The sequence below is a fragment of the Ruegeria sp. AG1 genome (assembly GCF_056541705.1).
Genome location: NZ_JBQFYU010000018.1, coordinates 49,565 through 64,879 on the forward strand (window position 1 = coordinate 49,565; position 15,315 = coordinate 64,879).

The window sequence follows — 15,315 nt, forward strand, 5'->3', positions numbered from 1 at the left end:
ACATGCAAATTCTAAGTCATAGAGGATATTGGAAGACCGAGGCGGAGAAGAACACACCGGATGCCTTCAACCGATCATTCGAACTGGGCTTCGGAACCGAAACCGACCTCCGCGACCTAGGAGGTGATCTGGTCATTGCGCACGATCCGCCAAGAGCCGGTGCCATGCAGGCCAAAGAAATGTTCACAATCCATACCAAAGTAAACCCGAGATTGACTCTTGCACTGAACGTTAAGGCGGACGGTCTGCAGGTGATGGTTCGGGATCTGCTGGATCAGTTTGAACTGCGTGATGCCTTTGTCTTCGACATGTCGGTGCCCGACACGCTGCACTGGTTCAACGCTGGTGTCCCGGTTTTCACCCGCCATTCGGATGTAGAACCGGAACCGCCTCTTTATTCAGAGGCCACCGGAGTGTGGCTTGACGCATTCCGCACTGACTGGTGGAGCCGCGATGATATCTCACGGCATTTGGACGCGGGAAAACGCGTGTGTATTGTTTCGCCCGACTTACACAAACGCGCCTATGAACCAGTGTGGGAGCGCCTCGCAGAATGGGACGTCTCAAAACATGACAACGTCCTGATTTGCACTGACTATCCGGAAACGGCCAAGGAGTATTTTAATCATGAAAATTGAGGCGGTCATATTTGATATGGACGGCGTATTGATAGACGCTAAAGAATGGCACTATCATGCTTTAAACCGCGCGCTAGAGCATTTTGGCTATACGATTTCTCGAGCGGATCATCTGTCGACCTTCGACGGGTTACCTACACGCACCAAACTGGAGATGCTGTCCAAGGAACGCGGCCTGCCACGTGGGTTACATGAATTTCTGAACACGTTGAAACAGAAATTTACAGTCGATCAGGTGCATGTGAACTGTCATCCGGTCTTTGTACATGAATACGCGCTTTCGAACCTCAAGGCGCGCGGCTACAAACTGGGGCTAGCCTCAAATTCGGTGCGGGATAGCGTCGAATTGATGATGCAGAAAAGCGCGCTGGATGGGTATCTTGATGTGATGCTTTCCAACGAAGATGTCGCCAGATCGAAACCCGATCCTGACATGTACTTGACAGCGTCTGCCAAGCTGGGGTTGCGACCCGACCAGTGTCTAGTGGTCGAAGACAATCAAAACGGCATAAAGGCAGCCGAGGATGCAGGTTGCCACTTACTGGTGGTGCAAAGCGTCTACGATGTCCAACTGGATCGCATACTGGATGCAATTGCTCGTGTAGAGGAGGGTGAGGTATGAAAATCGTGATCCCCATGGCCGGTAGCGACGAGCGCTTCCGCAAACATGGCTTTCCTTTTGCCAAGCCCGTGATCGAGATCGACGGACGCCCGATGATCGAGCATGCTACCGACTGTTTAGATGTGATCGACGGAGCGGAGTTCGTTTTCATCATTCGAAAAGAAGATGACCTACGCTTCCATTTGCGCGAGGTTTTGCAACTTTTGCACTCCAATTGCCATATAATCTGCACGGAAGGGGAAACCGCCGGGGCGGCTTGTACGACGCTGTTGGCGGTCGAGCATTTGGCCAATGATGATGAGATTCTAATCGCCAATGCCGACCAGATCCTGGCATTCGACCTAGCGGCTGTGATCTCTGATTTCCGCAGTCGCAATTTGGATGCTGGGACCGTCGTGTTCGACAGTGTTCATCCGCGCTGGTCCTTCGTGAAAACTGATGAAAATGGCATGGTTATTGAAGCTGCGGAAAAGCGCCCGATCAGCCGCAATGCCACAGCGGGTATGTATTATTTCAAACGTGGTCAAGACTTTGTGGACGCAGCGCAGGCCATGATCATGAAAGGAGCCGACGTGAACGGAGGGTATTTCGTCTGCCCGACATTTAACGAGTTGATCCTATTGCAGAAATCGGTCGGCACCTATCAGATTGACCGAGAACGGTACATATCATTGGCGACGCCACAGGCGGTCGAAGACTATGAACAGGACTTGATCGCCCGTCGGCGCGAGGCCGCATCATGAAGAAATTTCGATTGGAAGACATGACCAAGGGTTGGTTTGTTGGCGATTTTGATCCAGTGGTGCTGCGAACTCAGGATGCAGAAGTTGCAATGAAATCCTACGAAGCTGGCGCGAAAGAGGCCCGCCACATGCACAAGGTTGCCTCGGAAGTGACGCTGATTGCGACAGGTCGGGTCAGAATGAATGGGGTAGAATACGGCGCTGGCGACATCATCTTGATCGAACCGGGCGAAGCGACCGACTTTGAGACGCTTACCGACGTAACCACCGTTGTCGTCAAGACCCCAAGCGTGGCTGGAGACAAATACGAATGCTGAACATTGTTGTTCCGATGGCCGGCCGGGGAAGCCGGTTTGCTGATGCAGGCTATGACCTTCCCAAACCCCTGATCCCTATTCATGGATTTCCAATGATCCGGGTCGTAATCGCCAATCTGGCACCATCTATACCACACCAGTTCCATTTTCTGATCCTGCGCGAACACGACAGCGAATATGGTTTGGCTGACATGCTACGGGGTTGGGCACCGGGTTGCTCTATCACCTACGTCGATGCGGTAACGGAAGGGGCAGCTTGCACTGTTCTTCTCAATCGTGACGCCATCAACAATGATGATGCGCTGATGATCGCCAATTGTGACCAATACATTGATGCCGACATCGACGCCTACCTAGGCGACATGGGAACAGCCGACGGGCTCATTATGACAATGTGGGCTGATGACGACAAATGGTCCTTCGTACGCCGAGATGACGACGGCCGCGTTACTGAGGTAGTCGAAAAGGAAGTCGTTTCGAACGAGGCGACAGTCGGCATCTATAATTTTGCGCGTGGCCGCGACTTCGTGGCCGCCGCAGATGCGATGATCGCCGCCAATATCCGTGTAAACGGAGAATTCTATGTTGCTCCTGCTTACACGACAATGATCAAACAGGGCGCGACGATTGCCTGTCATTCCATCGGTCGGGTCGGCGCGGGGATGCACGGGATCGGCGTACCAAATGATCTTGATGCTTTCCTAGCCGCGCCGGTATCGCAAAAGGCTACCAATGGCCTGACGGGATAAACACCATGGATACTCCTGATACCGTGATGGTCAAAATTGCTCGGCGCTTGTTGATGTGGAGTCTGGAGCAGATCACCCGGTCATCAGATCATTTTCTAACATACACGCAGCGGCCTAAACTAAGCCGCCAGATCATCGATCAATCCGAACCCGAAGCCACGAATGAACCAATGGCAATCGTCATGCAGGGACCGATCTCCACGTTGAATGATTTCACTGTGGAAACCTTGCGGATTTATCGCCGCAACATGCCTGATGTCAGATTAATCTTGTCAACTTGGAATGACACGCCTGAGGCCGATCTTGCCCCTATCCGAGCAGAAGGGGTCGATGTGGTGCTATCGGAAAAACCCGAGATCCCGGGGCTCTTCAACATTAACATGCAACTGGTCAGCGCTGGCGCCGGGATCACTCAAGCGCATAAAGATGGTGCAACATGGATCATGAAAACCCGTACTGATCAGCGGCTGTACCGTCCCAATGTCATGGGTTTCCTCACTGCCCTCGCCCGCAGCTTCCCGGCTCGGGGTGGATTTGATCAGCTTCACCGGATCATAGGCGTAGGACACGGGACGCTCAAATTTGCTCCCTATCACGTCACAGATCAAACCGTCTTCGGCCATGCCGAAGATATGCTGCGCTATTGGACGCCGGGCTTACGAACCGACGCCTTGCCTGATCACTGGCCTGAAGCGCTTTCAGACATTTATGCCCAAGTCCCTATCGGTGAACTTTGCCAATACGGAGCTGCGGAAAGCTATATCGCTTCAACATTCCTGACACGTATAGGACGTCCGTTGAACTGGACCTTGGAAGACAGCTGGATGGCCTACCGCGACTGCTTTGCCTTCGTCGACTATGCAACAACGGATTTCTTCTGGCACAAAGTGCAGACAGGAACATTCCGCGAGTTCATCAACATCTATGACACAATCTGGACCCGCAACGAGTTAACTTTTGCCGATTGGCTGCTTTTGAACTCAGGGCAGGTGCTGCCAGAGGCCGCGCGAAAGTATGAACAGGCCCTAGACATGCGGTTCATGGAATCCATAGACCTCGCCAGACGCACTGGTTAAGGCATGTTAAGACAACCTGATCACCATTTGCTGCTATCATGAAAACTGCGATACAGTCCGCTCTTAGGGGTGATGGTTTAAAGGCGCGGGCAATCCGCGGAACAGCCTTAAGTATCATGGGCTTCGGCAGCAGTCAGTTGATCCGCCTAGGGTCGAACCTGATCCTGACGCGCATTCTTTTTCCAGAAGCATTCGGCCTGATGGCTCTGGTGCAGGTTGTCATCGCAGGCCTCGAAATGTTTTCTGACGTGGCAATAGGTCCATCTGTTGTCCAAAGCCCGCGAGGCGATGACCCCAAGTTCCTAAACACCGCGTGGACGTTGCAGGTTATTCGGGGTGCTTTGCTTTGGGTTGTAGCGTGTCTATGCGCAAATCCGATCGCCGTTTTTTACGAGCAACCTGAACTTGGCCTAATTATTCCGGTTGTGGCGATGTCGACATTCATCCAGGGGTGCCAGTCGACGAAAATGTATCTCGCCAATCGACATCTCAACTTAGGCCGTTTGACGGCAATGGAACTGGTGTCCCAGATTACTGGAACCGTATTCATGATCGCTATGGCTATTTGGCTAAACTCGGTTTGGGCCCTTGTATTGGGTACTCTTGTCGGGGTTAGCGTTCGCGTTGTGCTTTCACATATGATCTTGCACGGGCCAGCAAATCGACTTGCTTGGGAACGTGACGCTTTTTGGGAAATCTTCCATTTCGGAAAGTACATTTTGCTTGGGACTGCTGCAGGATTCTTTGTGCAGCAGGGTGACCGTATGGTGCTCGGGAAATATGTAAGCCTTGAAGATCTTGCAATCTACACCATCGCTTTCATGCTTGCCGCTGTCCCGCTGACACTCAGCACTCAACTGCTAGAGCGGATATTGTTCCCGCTTTATCGTTCCCGACCACCTGCAGACAACGACGCAAATCGACAAAGTATTGGACGCGCGCGAATGCTGCTGACCGTAGGAGCACTTGGAATGGCTGCCATCTTGGCGATGGTCGGCGTTTTTGCTGTAACTTTTCTCTATGACCCCCGCTACCATGCAGCAGGGCCAATTCTGGTACTTCTTAGTCTGGCGATGATCCCAAGACTGATCATCATGAGCTATGACAAGATACTATTGGCGAATGGGAACTCGCGCGATTTCACTATATTCACGACGGGCACCGCAATCGCTCGAATCTTGGTGTTGTTACCTATGGTCAGCAAGTTTGGCCTGGTCGGCGCAGCTTTAGCTCCTGTTGTCGTTGATGTTCTTTCCTATCCAATTCTGATCTATTTCATAAAGCCTTACAAAGGCTGGTTTCCCAAGCAAGACGTCGCTTTCTTGATTGCTTCCTGCGGAGTTGTGATGGCTGCCATCTGGATGAACCCGAGCGTTCTGGGCATTCTGCCATTTGTCGGACAATAAAATCCTATTTGTATTCTATCAACTTTGCCCGGCGACCACGGAACCTGTCCCACCAATAGCCCAAGACACCTTGTGCCTCAGGGATTTTGCCCAGTGTTAAAAACACGGCACGGGTCGGGTCCATCCCACGCGCGACAAGGCGCAGCACCTGAGCGGGCCAAACCAGAAGCAACGCGAGCGACCAAAATGTTACAAGCGTACCCATCACAACGAGCAAAGGCAGAAAAGCCCCCCAAGCGAGGGCTGATCGGGTTTCCCGCACGCAGTGACGTTCGGGCGGTGTCCCATGCATGGCCGCCCCTTCCGCATAGGCGTGGCCCGCACGCCGGTTCCGATTCCACCATTGCCCAAACCGGGTCAGAGCCGCATCGTGCAACGTCATTTCCTCATCGAGCCGCCAGATCGACCAGCCCGTTGCGCGCAGGCGGACACATAGCTCAGGCTCTTCCCCTGCTATGAGTGCCGAGTCAAAACCACCAACCGCCGACAAGGCTGTGCTGCGCATTAGTGCATCGCCACCACAGGATCTGGTCTGGCCAACTGGCGTATCCCACTCCTGGTCAATAAGTCGATTGTAAACCGATGCTTCAGGAAAGCGTTCACGGCGGCGGCCACAGGCGACGGCCGCAGTTGGCATTTCCTTTAGAAAGGATAGCGCGGCTTCAATCCAACCAGGTTGCAACTCGCAATCGCCGTCGATGAATTGCACAAATTGCACGGGCTCAGGGTCTTTTTGCAACATATCAAAACCGGCATTGCGTGCCCGAGCCGCTGTGAAGGGTTGGCTTTGCTCCAGTTCGATGCACATCGCGCCGGCGGCTTTCGCCGCCTGTTGGCTACCGTCGGTCGAACCGCTATCCACATAAACAACTCGATCTGCTTGCTTAATAATTGAGATCAAGCATCGCACCAATCTGTCCCCTTCATTGCGGCCTATGATAACGGCCCCAACCGTTGGTCCGCCCGTCATGTGTCAGATCCTTTCCTTCCGCGACCGGTACGGGTGATCCGGTTGGTTTGCCGGGTATAGCGGCTGGCCGATCGCGGCTGCATGGCCGACGATTTCGGCACAGTGGTTGATGGCGACAAGGGTGCCCTTGGGCGAGCGCGGGTAAGGGCATGTCTCGACACAGCGACTGGTGCCGTTTCAGTGTCGGTTACTGATACACGGGCGAATTCCAATCTGCCCCAAAGCGACCCAGCTATAAGCCAGCTAATTGGTGTTATGGTTGCGTTGGGCAGCAAGTCGATCACATTTGCGACCAAAACCAACGAAAGAATAGCCGTCTCTGGACCCAAACCAAATCTTCGAGCCCTTAAAAAGAGTATTATGGACGGGAGACAAAGCAAGCCAAACTCGGATAAGTATCGCGCCCATCCACCAACCCCAATTGCCCCAACCCAATACCCATCGGCAACTAGACTGATGCCCTCACCAGTGGCTGGGTCATACACAAAGCTGCGACCCCAACCGCCCCATCCGAACAGCGGTCGTTCGCGCGCCTTCTCCAAAAGATAGTTTTCGTTGACGACCCGAAACTCCAGAGAGTCAGCTCGATCAACGCTCAGGTTCGAAACCCATTCAATGATAGTATTGACAGGAACAAGATCAGCACCCCGCAGCATCGGATACAACAGTGCTATGCCGGAAAACACTGCAGCAATAGCAAAGTGCAATCTGATATTCAGAACAAACACCACAACGATCAGGATCGTTGCGATTAAAAAGGCCCCGAGAGAATTTGACAAAAACAGCGTCATCAATAGCCAAATACAAAGCAAGAGATAAGCACGACCGCTTTTCTCTTTGAGGTACTTGGCGAGGCCTCCGGCGGCCAAAACGCACATTGCGAAGAACATTGCCAACCAAAGGCCATGCTGCACGAAAACAAGTGGGCGATAGCCTCCGGGACGAATATGCTGTTCCCATGCATGTGGGAAGAACCCATAAACCATAAAATTGAGTTGCGGCGACATCCTAATTTCATACAGAGCCAAGAGCGAATACCCGGCTCCAGAAATGACGAGTGCCTTCAGAAAAAGCCATTGTTTTTCTGGATGGGCTAAGTACTTTCGTCCGAGAAAAAAAGGCAGCAGCATCATCGTAGCTGAAAGCAGTGACGAAAGAATGTCCCAGACTCGGAGCGGCGGAAAGACGAGTGGTCCATAGAAAAGCGGGTCTCGGTTCGTCAAAGCGGTCAAACACGTACCCAAAGCCAGAACAACGATTAAAACTATTGGCAGGCTTTTTTTGGGAAACCAACCCGGCAAGCTCGTTGGTGTGGTCGTTCCTGAAGTTATCAGTGCGGCTATGAACGCCGACGTCGCCGGTATCGTATTTTTGTTCAAGGTTGGCAGGCCGGGCAAGTCGAGAGACAATCCCGTCGGGAGAAACAGATATCCCCCTATGATTGCCGCCAATATCGCTACCGCCGGGGGCCACGCGCGAAAAAAGGCGAATACAACCAGCGGCCAAGTATACAGGACGATATATCCGAACATTTTGGAGCCGCCCCGCGCCAAGTATTCAAAAGCAACACCTCTTAGGTACACGAAGAATTATGAGCTGTCACCAATTCTGCCTGCCACTAATCCAACTTGTCACAAGCTTCAAGGCACAGACCTGAAGAAGACCTATAGCACCAAAACTGGCTTCAGACACGCCCGCGACCTAAATAGGGTTGTCTTTCTCATCAGTTTAGCGCTTGCTGACTACATAAAGTTTCCAGCCGAGGGTCCCCGACATGTCTGAAGGTGCTACAGCTGAAATTTCCATCTTGCGTCGATCAGTTTGGCAGGTATGCCCCGATGCCGTCTTTTTTGAAGTTGTGGTCGATGGCTTTGATGCCGCCGCACCAAACATCGGGCAAGTCTATGACAGCCGGTTTCATGATCTATACTATTTTTGGGACTTTGATGATCCTTACGATTTTCAGGCGCCACAAAACTTGCCTCGCAAACATCTGAATGCTGGTATTGCATATGGACCCTGGGTCTCGCATACGTTTCGCACACCAGGCAGCTATCGCGTTTCTGTTTTCGTCATTGAACCAGCTTCGGGAAAGACCGCCACAGCATCAACCGAAATCGAAATCAGAGACCCTGACGCTGTATTTCCCGCCCGGAACACGGTTTTTCTAAGTCCGTCCGGTAATTTTGACCATTCTCCGCCTCGGGCTAAGCGCCTTGTATCTGGCGATATCAGCAGCGCTTTTAACGACAATGTCCGTGGGCAAGAAGCGGCACCTAAAAGGATCGTCTTAAATCGGGGCGAAGACTATACCTTCTCTGGTATCTCGCCGGGGTTCGGCGGACAAACTCCATCCTTCCACATTGTCGCAGGAGGCGGTGACGCTGACAGACCATCGGTTTTTTGTACAGGAGGGGTTTTTTGGAACGACGTCGACCCAAGAACCCCAAACCCATCCAAAGACATGGTTTGGCAAAATGTGGATCTTGTGTCGGGGTTTGATTCAACCTCGGTTGCGGGCGGAGAGCACCCCGTCCTGCTCACTTGGTTCAGTAACCCGCCACATTTAGCGTTGTTGGATCAGTGTTCCATTTCGGGTCTTCTGGCTGCGGTTATCGTGGGTCAAACCGAGGGTGGTCATTCCGTCGTTTTGAATGACACCTTGATCACGGACTTTGATACCGCGATTCTGGATGCCAGCTTTGAAATGTTTGCCATCACCGGCTCGTCAATCATAGCGAATGTCGATGCTCTGATCGATTCAACCGGCAATGGTGGGTGGGGTGCTCGTCTGGCAGGAAAAGCCGTTGTGTCAATCATTCAAAACTCCGATTTCTTCACCCGTCAAGGGTGGTCTGGGAACGGAGAATTTATTGCGACGCAGCCTTGCTTGCGATTGAATGCGAGTTCCTTTGAAGGCGCTAAAATCAACTGTCAGGCGAACGCCTTTGAAGGGGGTTACACGGTTGTGTCTATGGGGCCGGGGGAAGGTCAGAAAAAACTCCCAATCAATGCGTTGTTTGAAAAGAACTACGTGGTCGGAGGATATCAAACTGCCAATATCGTGCATTTCGGTTTTGGGGGCACGACTATACGAAACAACATTTTTATTATGCCAGATTCTGAGCAGTCGCTTGGAACCACAAACCCTTATTCGTTCATTTTTTTGGATGGACATAATGGCGGCTCTGCCACATCCAAAGACAACAACTCCGCACCAATTTCTATTTTCAACAATACATTCGTGAACCGGCGCAGGCGAGATGCCTATCAATGGGGTATTGCTGACAACATGGCCGTCTATGGGAACTGGCAAGGACACTTCAATAACATCAAGGTCGCCAACAACGTTATCTATCAAACCGGGACCGATGACCCAATGATCGGTGACGCCCCGCTTTCCAGTGCTGTTAGCGTTTTCTTCACCCCACGCGAGAAGGGCTATCAGTCGTCCAAAGTTGATCTTCGTTCTCAAACAGCGACACTAAATGCCCCAGGAATGTTTGGTACCTACGCCCCCCTGACCGGTTCTTCTGCTCTTGGCGATGTCGACGAAACGCAGCTCGTCGCTTATGACGACTACTTTGGTGAGGAACGACCACAATACCCATCTCGTGGTGCATTGGAGATGCAATAGAAACGGATTGTTCGCGCGAGCGACTTCAAGCTTGCCTCGCGACCTCCACCCCGGCATTAAAGATGGGGTATAGTTTCAAGACATTGAGACCACGTTATGTGCGGTATCACCGGTTTTCTCTGGCCTCCGGGTCACCCTCAGATACAGGACGCTCCGGCTCATGTTCAGGCGATGATGAGGGCAATCTCTCATCGCGGTCCAGACAGCCAGGGCCACTGGGTCGATCAGGAGGCACGGATTGCATTGGGCCATTTGCGACTGGCCATCGTTGATCTCTCACCCGCGGGACACCAACCAATGGTGTCGTCAACTGGACGCTACCAGCTGGTCTATAACGGCGAGATCTACAACTATCGTGCTCTGCGGGCTGAATTGGAAGATGCGGGTAAGGCACCTGAGTGGCGCGGGACATCTGATACAGAAGTCATGTTGCGCGGCTTTGAGGTTTGGGGGTTTGAAGAAACGATCAGGCGCATTCAAGGCATGTTTGCGATTGCGCTGTGGGATCGCGAGGAAAGTAGACTGCTGCTGGCGCGCGACCGTCTGGGTGAAAAACCGCTTTACTATGGCTGGCAGGGCACTGGAAAAGGCGCACTATTCCTTTTCGGATCAGAACTCAAAGCACTGCGCGCGCATCCCGCGTTCCGCGCCGAGGTCCGCCGCGACGCGCTGGTGGCCATGTTGCGCCACGGTCATGTCCCCGAAGACCTGACGATCTATGAAGGCTTGATGAAGCTGCGTCCCGGTGAGATGGCCGAAGTCTCACTGACAGCCCCAGGTCCTGCCCGCAAGTTCTACTGGAACGGGGGCGCCATTGCGGCAGCTCCTCGTGGCCCGGCGCCAACTGACGCCGAAGCCGTCAACCAGCTTGAAGCGCTCCTATTGAATGCGGTCGGCAACGAGATGATGTCGGATGTACCACTTGGAGCCTTTTTGTCAGGTGGCATTGACAGTTCAACCATCGTCGGGCTGATGCAGCACTTGTCAAGCAAGCCAGTGCATACCTTTTCCATCGGCTTCCACGAAGCCCGCTATAACGAGGCAATCTATGCCGCCGATGTGGCAAAACATCTTGGCACAGATCACACGGAACTCTATGTCGGCGATACGGACTTGCGTGACGTGATCCCCCGACTACCCGCCATCTACGACGAACCCTTTGCCGACAGCTCTCAAATACCGACCTTTCTGGTCGCCGAACTGGCCCGGCAACATGTCACCGTAGCGCTTTCTGGAGACGGTGGAGATGAACTTTTCGGCGGCTATGACCGCTATCAGCATGGCGCGGCGCTGCTTGGAAAGCTTGCATACATGCCAACCCTGTTGCGGCGTCTTGGGGCGGGTGCCATTCGCGCCCTTCCAGCAACGCTCTTGAACCAGTTGATCGAGCCCATCCGTGCAACCCCGCAAGGCAAAGAGCCCAACGGTCAGCGCCTGCATCGTCTGGCCAACTATGCCGCGAGCCGAAATGGGGAAGAACTACACCGCAAGATGGTGTCGGTCTGGCGCTTTCCGGAGGCCGCAGTCGTCGGCGGGTCGAACCCACCCTCGATCCTGGCAGACCATCTCCCTCCGCGCGGCGATCTGGGGACGCTGGAACGAATGATGCAGCTGGATATGTTAGCCTACATGCCTGACGACATTCTGACCAAAGTCGACCGGGCAACCATGGCTGTCGCACTGGAAAGCCGCGCGCCTCTGCTCGATCATCGCGTGGCCGAGTTCGCTTGGGGGCTGCCCCTTCACATGAAAGTCCGCGACGGTCAGTCGAAATGGCTGCTCAGGCAGGTGCTCCACCGATATGTCCCCCGAGAGCTGATCGAACGCCCGAAGATGGGTTTCGAAGTTCCCATCGGCCTATGGTTGCGCGGCGGGCTCAAGGACTGGGCCGCCGCCCTGCTGGCCCCCGAACGCTTGGCCCGAGAAGGCTACCTGGAGCCTAAAGTGATCGGGCAGCTTTGGTCCCAACACCAAGCAGGGACCCATAATTGGGGTCAACAGCTATGGAATGTGCTGATGTTCCAAAGCTGGCTAGAGATGTACGCGGACTAGGCTCAGCCGAATGACCACATCTGGGCTTTTGCATCCTCTTGCTCTGCAATCGCCTGAGCCTTGCCTTTGAACAACGCGCGACGCTGATAGGCCCGAATGAAAGCGCGTAGCTCGGGGTCGTCAAGCTGCTTTTCCCCTCTAAGCCAAGCCCCCAGATAACCGCGCACCGTGGCCAAACCGCCCAGCACATATGGCCTGTCGGTCATTCGAAAGACTGCTGTCGCCAAGAAGAAAAGTGGATCAGACCCCATGAAATATTGGCCGAACCCGTGTCGACGACGGCCGGTATAGATTGAGGTCTGGCTCGATCCCATGGGCCGGAGATGTTCAAACCTCAAGTCGGGATCATCCCAAGAACGCGCGATCCAACCCAGCTGACGCGCCTTATGACAGTCGATGGCGTCCCACATGACCTCGCGCACGAAACCGCCGATGTCGAAGAAGCATTCACGGCGGTAGAACTTGGTCATACCGACACTCATTTCGTCACCACGGCGCTCCGAGATCAGCTTACCATTTTGACGAATATAGGGTTTGCCCGAACAGGTGCCGAGCCGAGGATCGGCCTCCATCCGTTCGATCAGCACTTCGAAATAGCGTGGCGGCAGGTCCAGATCGACATCGAGCTTGCAAAGATAGGCATATTCATCCAACGAAACAGTGTCCAACCCCGCGTAAAACGCATCAATCACTCCGGGCCCAACGGCCCGATGCCCCCGGTCGGGCGCAGGGACGATACGTATCCAGTCATATTTTGCGGCATATTCGGTCAGAATATCCATCGACCCATCGGTCGAGCCGTCATCTACGATCACCCAGAGCGACGGCGTCTGGGTTTGCGCCGCCACACTGTCTAGTGTGCGCCGCATATAGGCCGCTTCGTTCCGGCATGGCGAGATAAGGACATAACTGCGGTCAGTCATAAAAAATCGTTCTGTTTGCAAAATCTTAAAGCATTTTGCCCGGCCTGGTCGGCTGTCGCAAGGGTTCAACGACCAAAGGTTTCGCATTTTGAGCCAAAGAGAGCTAGAAACCAGCTGTATCTTTCCCGCCACGTCTCGCAATTGCGTATTGAGCGGATTCATTGAACCTATCGCACTTCGACTTCGTTTCGCGATCGTTGCGAAAAACTGCTCCTCCAACCACCCATCGTTGCCAGCCACCGAGTAAAAATAGACGCGTTGATTGACGGATTTTCCAAAGTTGAATCACCAAAGTCAGGATGTGCCGGACAATATGAAACCCCCAACCAAACTTAAAGCCATGGGTCATTGGTCGGAAGATCGCGCAAAGGATTGTGCTTCGGGACGCGAAAACCGCGCCGACAGCAAAGAGCTTTGACATGATTTTGTCCATCGAGCGTTTGAAAAGCCTTTAGGACTACGCTTAAGGTAACAAAGCTTCTACAAAAACAGCACCCCGGTCCAGCCTAGCAAACAGACCCTCATGATGGAATCCGCAGCCCAAACCGTTCTGAAGCGCCCTTTAGGTAAAAGCGTGCACTTGGGCCTTCTATGGCTTTTGGTGGCGACAGTCGGGGCGCTTGTTTTTCTATCGCCAGGACTTGATGCGCTTCGTATTGCTTGGGCCCTGCCAGAATACTCACACGCTCCGTTGATTCCGATACTGTCCGGGTTTCTTTTCCTCCGCCAACTCAAAGACTACCCCGAACGACCCGGACCCATAGGTGATCGTTGGGTCGGCGTGTCGGTTGTGACGGTGGCACTCGTTTTCGGTGCGTTGGCACGGCTGGCCAATATCGACGACTTAGCTGCTTATGCTCTGATCCTGTGGGTCGGCGGCATTCTTTTGATCAGTTTCGGTTGGTCTACAGGCAAACACTTTTGGCCACCGGTTCTGCACCTGATCTACATGCTACCACTACCCGACACTCTCTACTACAAGATGTCGACTTGGCTGCAACTCATCTCATCCGAACTGGGCGTATGGCTGCTAAGGCTTCTGTCCGTGCCTGTTTTTCTTGACGGCAACATCATTGATTTGGGCGTTACCAAACTGCATGTGGCCGAAGCCTGCTCCGGCCTCAGATATCTATTCCCGATCCTCAGCTTCAGCTACATCTTTGCTGTCCTTTACAAAGGCCCGACGTGGCACAAGGCTGTATTGCTGATCGCGGCCGCACCGATCACCGTCATCATGAACTCGGTCCGCATCGCCATCGCGGGAACCGTCGTAAACTACTACGGGCTCGACTGGTTGGACGGTTTTACCCATTTCTTCGAAGGATGGGTGATCTTCGTCGCCTGTGTGATGCTGCTGTTCGGTCTTGCCCGGATAATGCTGTTTTTCAACCCAGTGAAAATGAGTCTTACTGAGGCTCTGGACCTGGAGACAGAAGGACTATGGACCCAAGCCAAACGCATACGATTGGTACAGCCCTCAGCCGCGCTCATCACGGCTGCGATACTGGCCGTCAGCGCCGTCGCTACATGGCAGATAATCCCTGAGCGCGGCCAGACCGAAGTGACCCGTGAACGCTTTGCGCTTTTTCCCCGAACACTGGGTGACTGGCGCACAAGCCCACATCAGCGACTTGACTTAATTGTGGAGGAGACGCTTGGCGCCGACGACTACCGCCAAGTGAATATGACCCGGGCAGATGGCGCCGATGTCGGCCTCTTCATGGCCTGGTATGCCGATCAGGGTCGGGGGGGCGTCCATTCGCCTGAGATCTGCCTGCCCGGTAGCGGCTGGGAGATCGCCTGGTTGGAGCGCGTTGACATTGCCTCAGAGGTCGGCAGCGACGCGCCCTTTTTGATCAACCGCGCCATCGTTCAACAGGGCGAAGTTCGAATGATGGTTTTTTATTGGTTCGACCAGAAAGGTCGGAAGGTGGCCTGGGACCTGGCAGCCAAGTTCTGGTTGATGATAGATGGTATTCGAAAAGGACGAACAGATGGAGCCCTCATCCGGCTGACCACGCCGATTGGGCCGGGTGAAAGTGATGCAGCAGCGGCAGAAAGGCTAATGGAGGCGCTGAAGGCAGTCGCACAGCCTTTGCCTCGATTTGTCCCTGCAACATAGTTCTGATCCAAGCGTTTTGTGCCATCCGAAAGAGCTAGGATTTCCAAAGATTGGAACTAC

13 protein-coding genes are annotated in these 15,315 nt (G+C 53.6%); 10 read left to right on the forward strand and 3 right to left on the reverse strand.

Annotated features, from left to right (window positions below; genetic code table 11):
- Positions 1-2 precede the first annotated feature (2 nt).
- Genes ACR0B5_RS21650 through ACR0B5_RS21680 form a run of 7 tightly spaced genes read left to right on the forward strand, consistent with a single transcriptional unit; the run spans position 3 to position 5,551 of the window.
- Positions 3-638: a PI-PLC domain-containing protein gene (locus ACR0B5_RS21650; RefSeq protein ID WP_480543367.1), complete on the forward strand. Its 636-nt coding sequence runs from the start codon at positions 3-5 to the stop codon at positions 636-638.
- Positions 628-1,260, forward strand: a complete 633-nt coding sequence (locus ACR0B5_RS21655) for an HAD family hydrolase (protein ID WP_480543369.1) — start codon at positions 628-630, stop codon at positions 1,258-1,260. Before ACR0B5_RS21650 ends, ACR0B5_RS21655 begins: the two co-directional genes overlap by 11 nt.
- Entirely contained in the window at positions 1,257-2,003 is a 747-nt protein-coding gene (locus tag ACR0B5_RS21660) for a glycosyltransferase family 2 protein (protein ID WP_480543371.1), read from the forward strand. The genes ACR0B5_RS21655 and ACR0B5_RS21660 overlap by 4 nt, the downstream gene beginning before the upstream one ends.
- Positions 2,000-2,320, forward strand: a complete 321-nt coding sequence (locus ACR0B5_RS21665) for a cupin domain-containing protein (RefSeq protein WP_480543373.1) — start codon at positions 2,000-2,002, stop codon at positions 2,318-2,320. The genes ACR0B5_RS21660 and ACR0B5_RS21665 overlap by 4 nt, the downstream gene beginning before the upstream one ends.
- Positions 2,314-3,069, forward strand: a complete 756-nt coding sequence (locus tag ACR0B5_RS21670) for a glycosyltransferase family 2 protein (protein ID WP_480543375.1) — start codon at positions 2,314-2,316, stop codon at positions 3,067-3,069. Before ACR0B5_RS21665 ends, ACR0B5_RS21670 begins: the two co-directional genes overlap by 7 nt.
- Before the next feature lie 5 nt (positions 3,070-3,074).
- Entirely contained in the window at positions 3,075-4,145 is a 1,071-nt protein-coding gene (locus tag ACR0B5_RS21675; protein ID WP_480543377.1) for a WavE lipopolysaccharide synthesis family protein, read from the forward strand.
- 38 nt (positions 4,146-4,183) lie between these two features.
- The gene (locus ACR0B5_RS21680; protein WP_480543379.1) at positions 4,184-5,551 is read left to right on the forward strand and encodes an oligosaccharide flippase family protein; all 1,368 of its coding nucleotides are present in this window, start codon (positions 4,184-4,186) and stop codon (positions 5,549-5,551) included.
- Between the two features lie 4 nt (positions 5,552-5,555).
- Here ACR0B5_RS21680 and ACR0B5_RS21685 read toward each other — a convergent pair whose 3' ends face one another.
- Both ACR0B5_RS21685 and ACR0B5_RS21690 read right to left on the reverse strand, forming a co-directional pair.
- Positions 5,556-6,521, reverse strand: a complete 966-nt coding sequence (locus ACR0B5_RS21685; RefSeq protein WP_480543381.1) for a glycosyltransferase family 2 protein — start codon at positions 6,519-6,521, stop codon at positions 5,556-5,558.
- Positions 6,518-8,053 (reverse strand): hypothetical protein, encoded by a 1,536-nt coding sequence (locus tag ACR0B5_RS21690; protein WP_480543383.1) that lies wholly within the window; start codon positions 8,051-8,053, stop codon positions 6,518-6,520. The genes ACR0B5_RS21685 and ACR0B5_RS21690 overlap by 4 nt, the downstream gene beginning before the upstream one ends.
- 242 nt (positions 8,054-8,295) lie before the next feature.
- Between ACR0B5_RS21690 and ACR0B5_RS21695 the strand changes: the two genes are divergently transcribed.
- Both ACR0B5_RS21695 and asnB read left to right on the forward strand, forming a co-directional pair.
- Positions 8,296-10,158: a PKD domain-containing protein gene (locus ACR0B5_RS21695; protein WP_480543385.1), complete on the forward strand. Its 1,863-nt coding sequence runs from the start codon at positions 8,296-8,298 to the stop codon at positions 10,156-10,158.
- Positions 10,159-10,254: 96 nt separating this feature from the next.
- Entirely contained in the window at positions 10,255-12,210 is a 1,956-nt protein-coding gene (asnB, locus tag ACR0B5_RS21700; RefSeq protein WP_480543387.1) for an asparagine synthase (glutamine-hydrolyzing), read from the forward strand.
- 2 nt (positions 12,211-12,212) lie between these two features.
- On the opposite strand, the gene ACR0B5_RS21705 is transcribed toward asnB, so the two are convergent.
- Positions 12,213-13,133 carry a glycosyltransferase family 2 protein gene (locus tag ACR0B5_RS21705; RefSeq protein ID WP_480543389.1) on the reverse strand — a complete coding sequence of 307 codons (921 nt, stop codon included), beginning with the start codon at positions 13,131-13,133 and terminating at the stop codon, positions 12,213-12,215.
- 526 nt (positions 13,134-13,659) lie between these two features.
- On the opposite strand from ACR0B5_RS21705, the gene xrtD reads away from it, so the two are divergent.
- A complete protein-coding gene (gene xrtD, locus ACR0B5_RS21710) occupies positions 13,660-15,255 on the forward strand; it encodes a VPLPA-CTERM-specific exosortase XrtD (protein ID WP_480543406.1) in 1,596 nt (531 codons plus the stop codon).
- Positions 15,256-15,315: the final 60 nt, after the last annotated feature.

What these genes read in the sequence shown, in the direction of transcription:
- ACR0B5_RS21650 (WP_480543367.1), top strand. Translation starts at nt 3, where the DNA reads ATGCAAATTCTAAGTCATAGAGGATATTGGAAGACCGAGGCGGAGAAG.
- ACR0B5_RS21655 (WP_480543369.1), top strand. Translation starts at nt 628, where the DNA reads ATGAAAATTGAGGCGGTCATATTTGATATGGACGGCGTATTGATAGAC.
- ACR0B5_RS21660 (WP_480543371.1), top strand. Translation starts at nt 1,257, where the DNA reads ATGAAAATCGTGATCCCCATGGCCGGTAGCGACGAGCGCTTCCGCAAA.
- ACR0B5_RS21665 (WP_480543373.1), top strand. Translation starts at nt 2,000, where the DNA reads ATGAAGAAATTTCGATTGGAAGACATGACCAAGGGTTGGTTTGTTGGC.
- ACR0B5_RS21670 (WP_480543375.1), top strand. Translation starts at nt 2,314, where the DNA reads ATGCTGAACATTGTTGTTCCGATGGCCGGCCGGGGAAGCCGGTTTGCT.
- ACR0B5_RS21675 (WP_480543377.1), top strand. Translation starts at nt 3,075, where the DNA reads ATGGATACTCCTGATACCGTGATGGTCAAAATTGCTCGGCGCTTGTTG.
- ACR0B5_RS21680 (WP_480543379.1), top strand. Translation starts at nt 4,184, where the DNA reads ATGAAAACTGCGATACAGTCCGCTCTTAGGGGTGATGGTTTAAAGGCG.
- ACR0B5_RS21685 (WP_480543381.1), bottom strand. Translation starts at nt 6,521, where the DNA reads ATGACGGGCGGACCAACGGTTGGGGCCGTTATCATAGGCCGCAATGAA.
- ACR0B5_RS21690 (WP_480543383.1), bottom strand. Translation starts at nt 8,053, where the DNA reads ATGTTCGGATATATCGTCCTGTATACTTGGCCGCTGGTTGTATTCGCC.
- ACR0B5_RS21695 (WP_480543385.1), top strand. Translation starts at nt 8,296, where the DNA reads ATGTCTGAAGGTGCTACAGCTGAAATTTCCATCTTGCGTCGATCAGTT.
- asnB (WP_480543387.1), top strand. Translation starts at nt 10,255, where the DNA reads ATGTGCGGTATCACCGGTTTTCTCTGGCCTCCGGGTCACCCTCAGATA.
- ACR0B5_RS21705 (WP_480543389.1), bottom strand. Translation starts at nt 13,133, where the DNA reads ATGACTGACCGCAGTTATGTCCTTATCTCGCCATGCCGGAACGAAGCG.
- xrtD (WP_480543406.1), top strand. Translation starts at nt 13,660, where the DNA reads ATGGAATCCGCAGCCCAAACCGTTCTGAAGCGCCCTTTAGGTAAAAGC.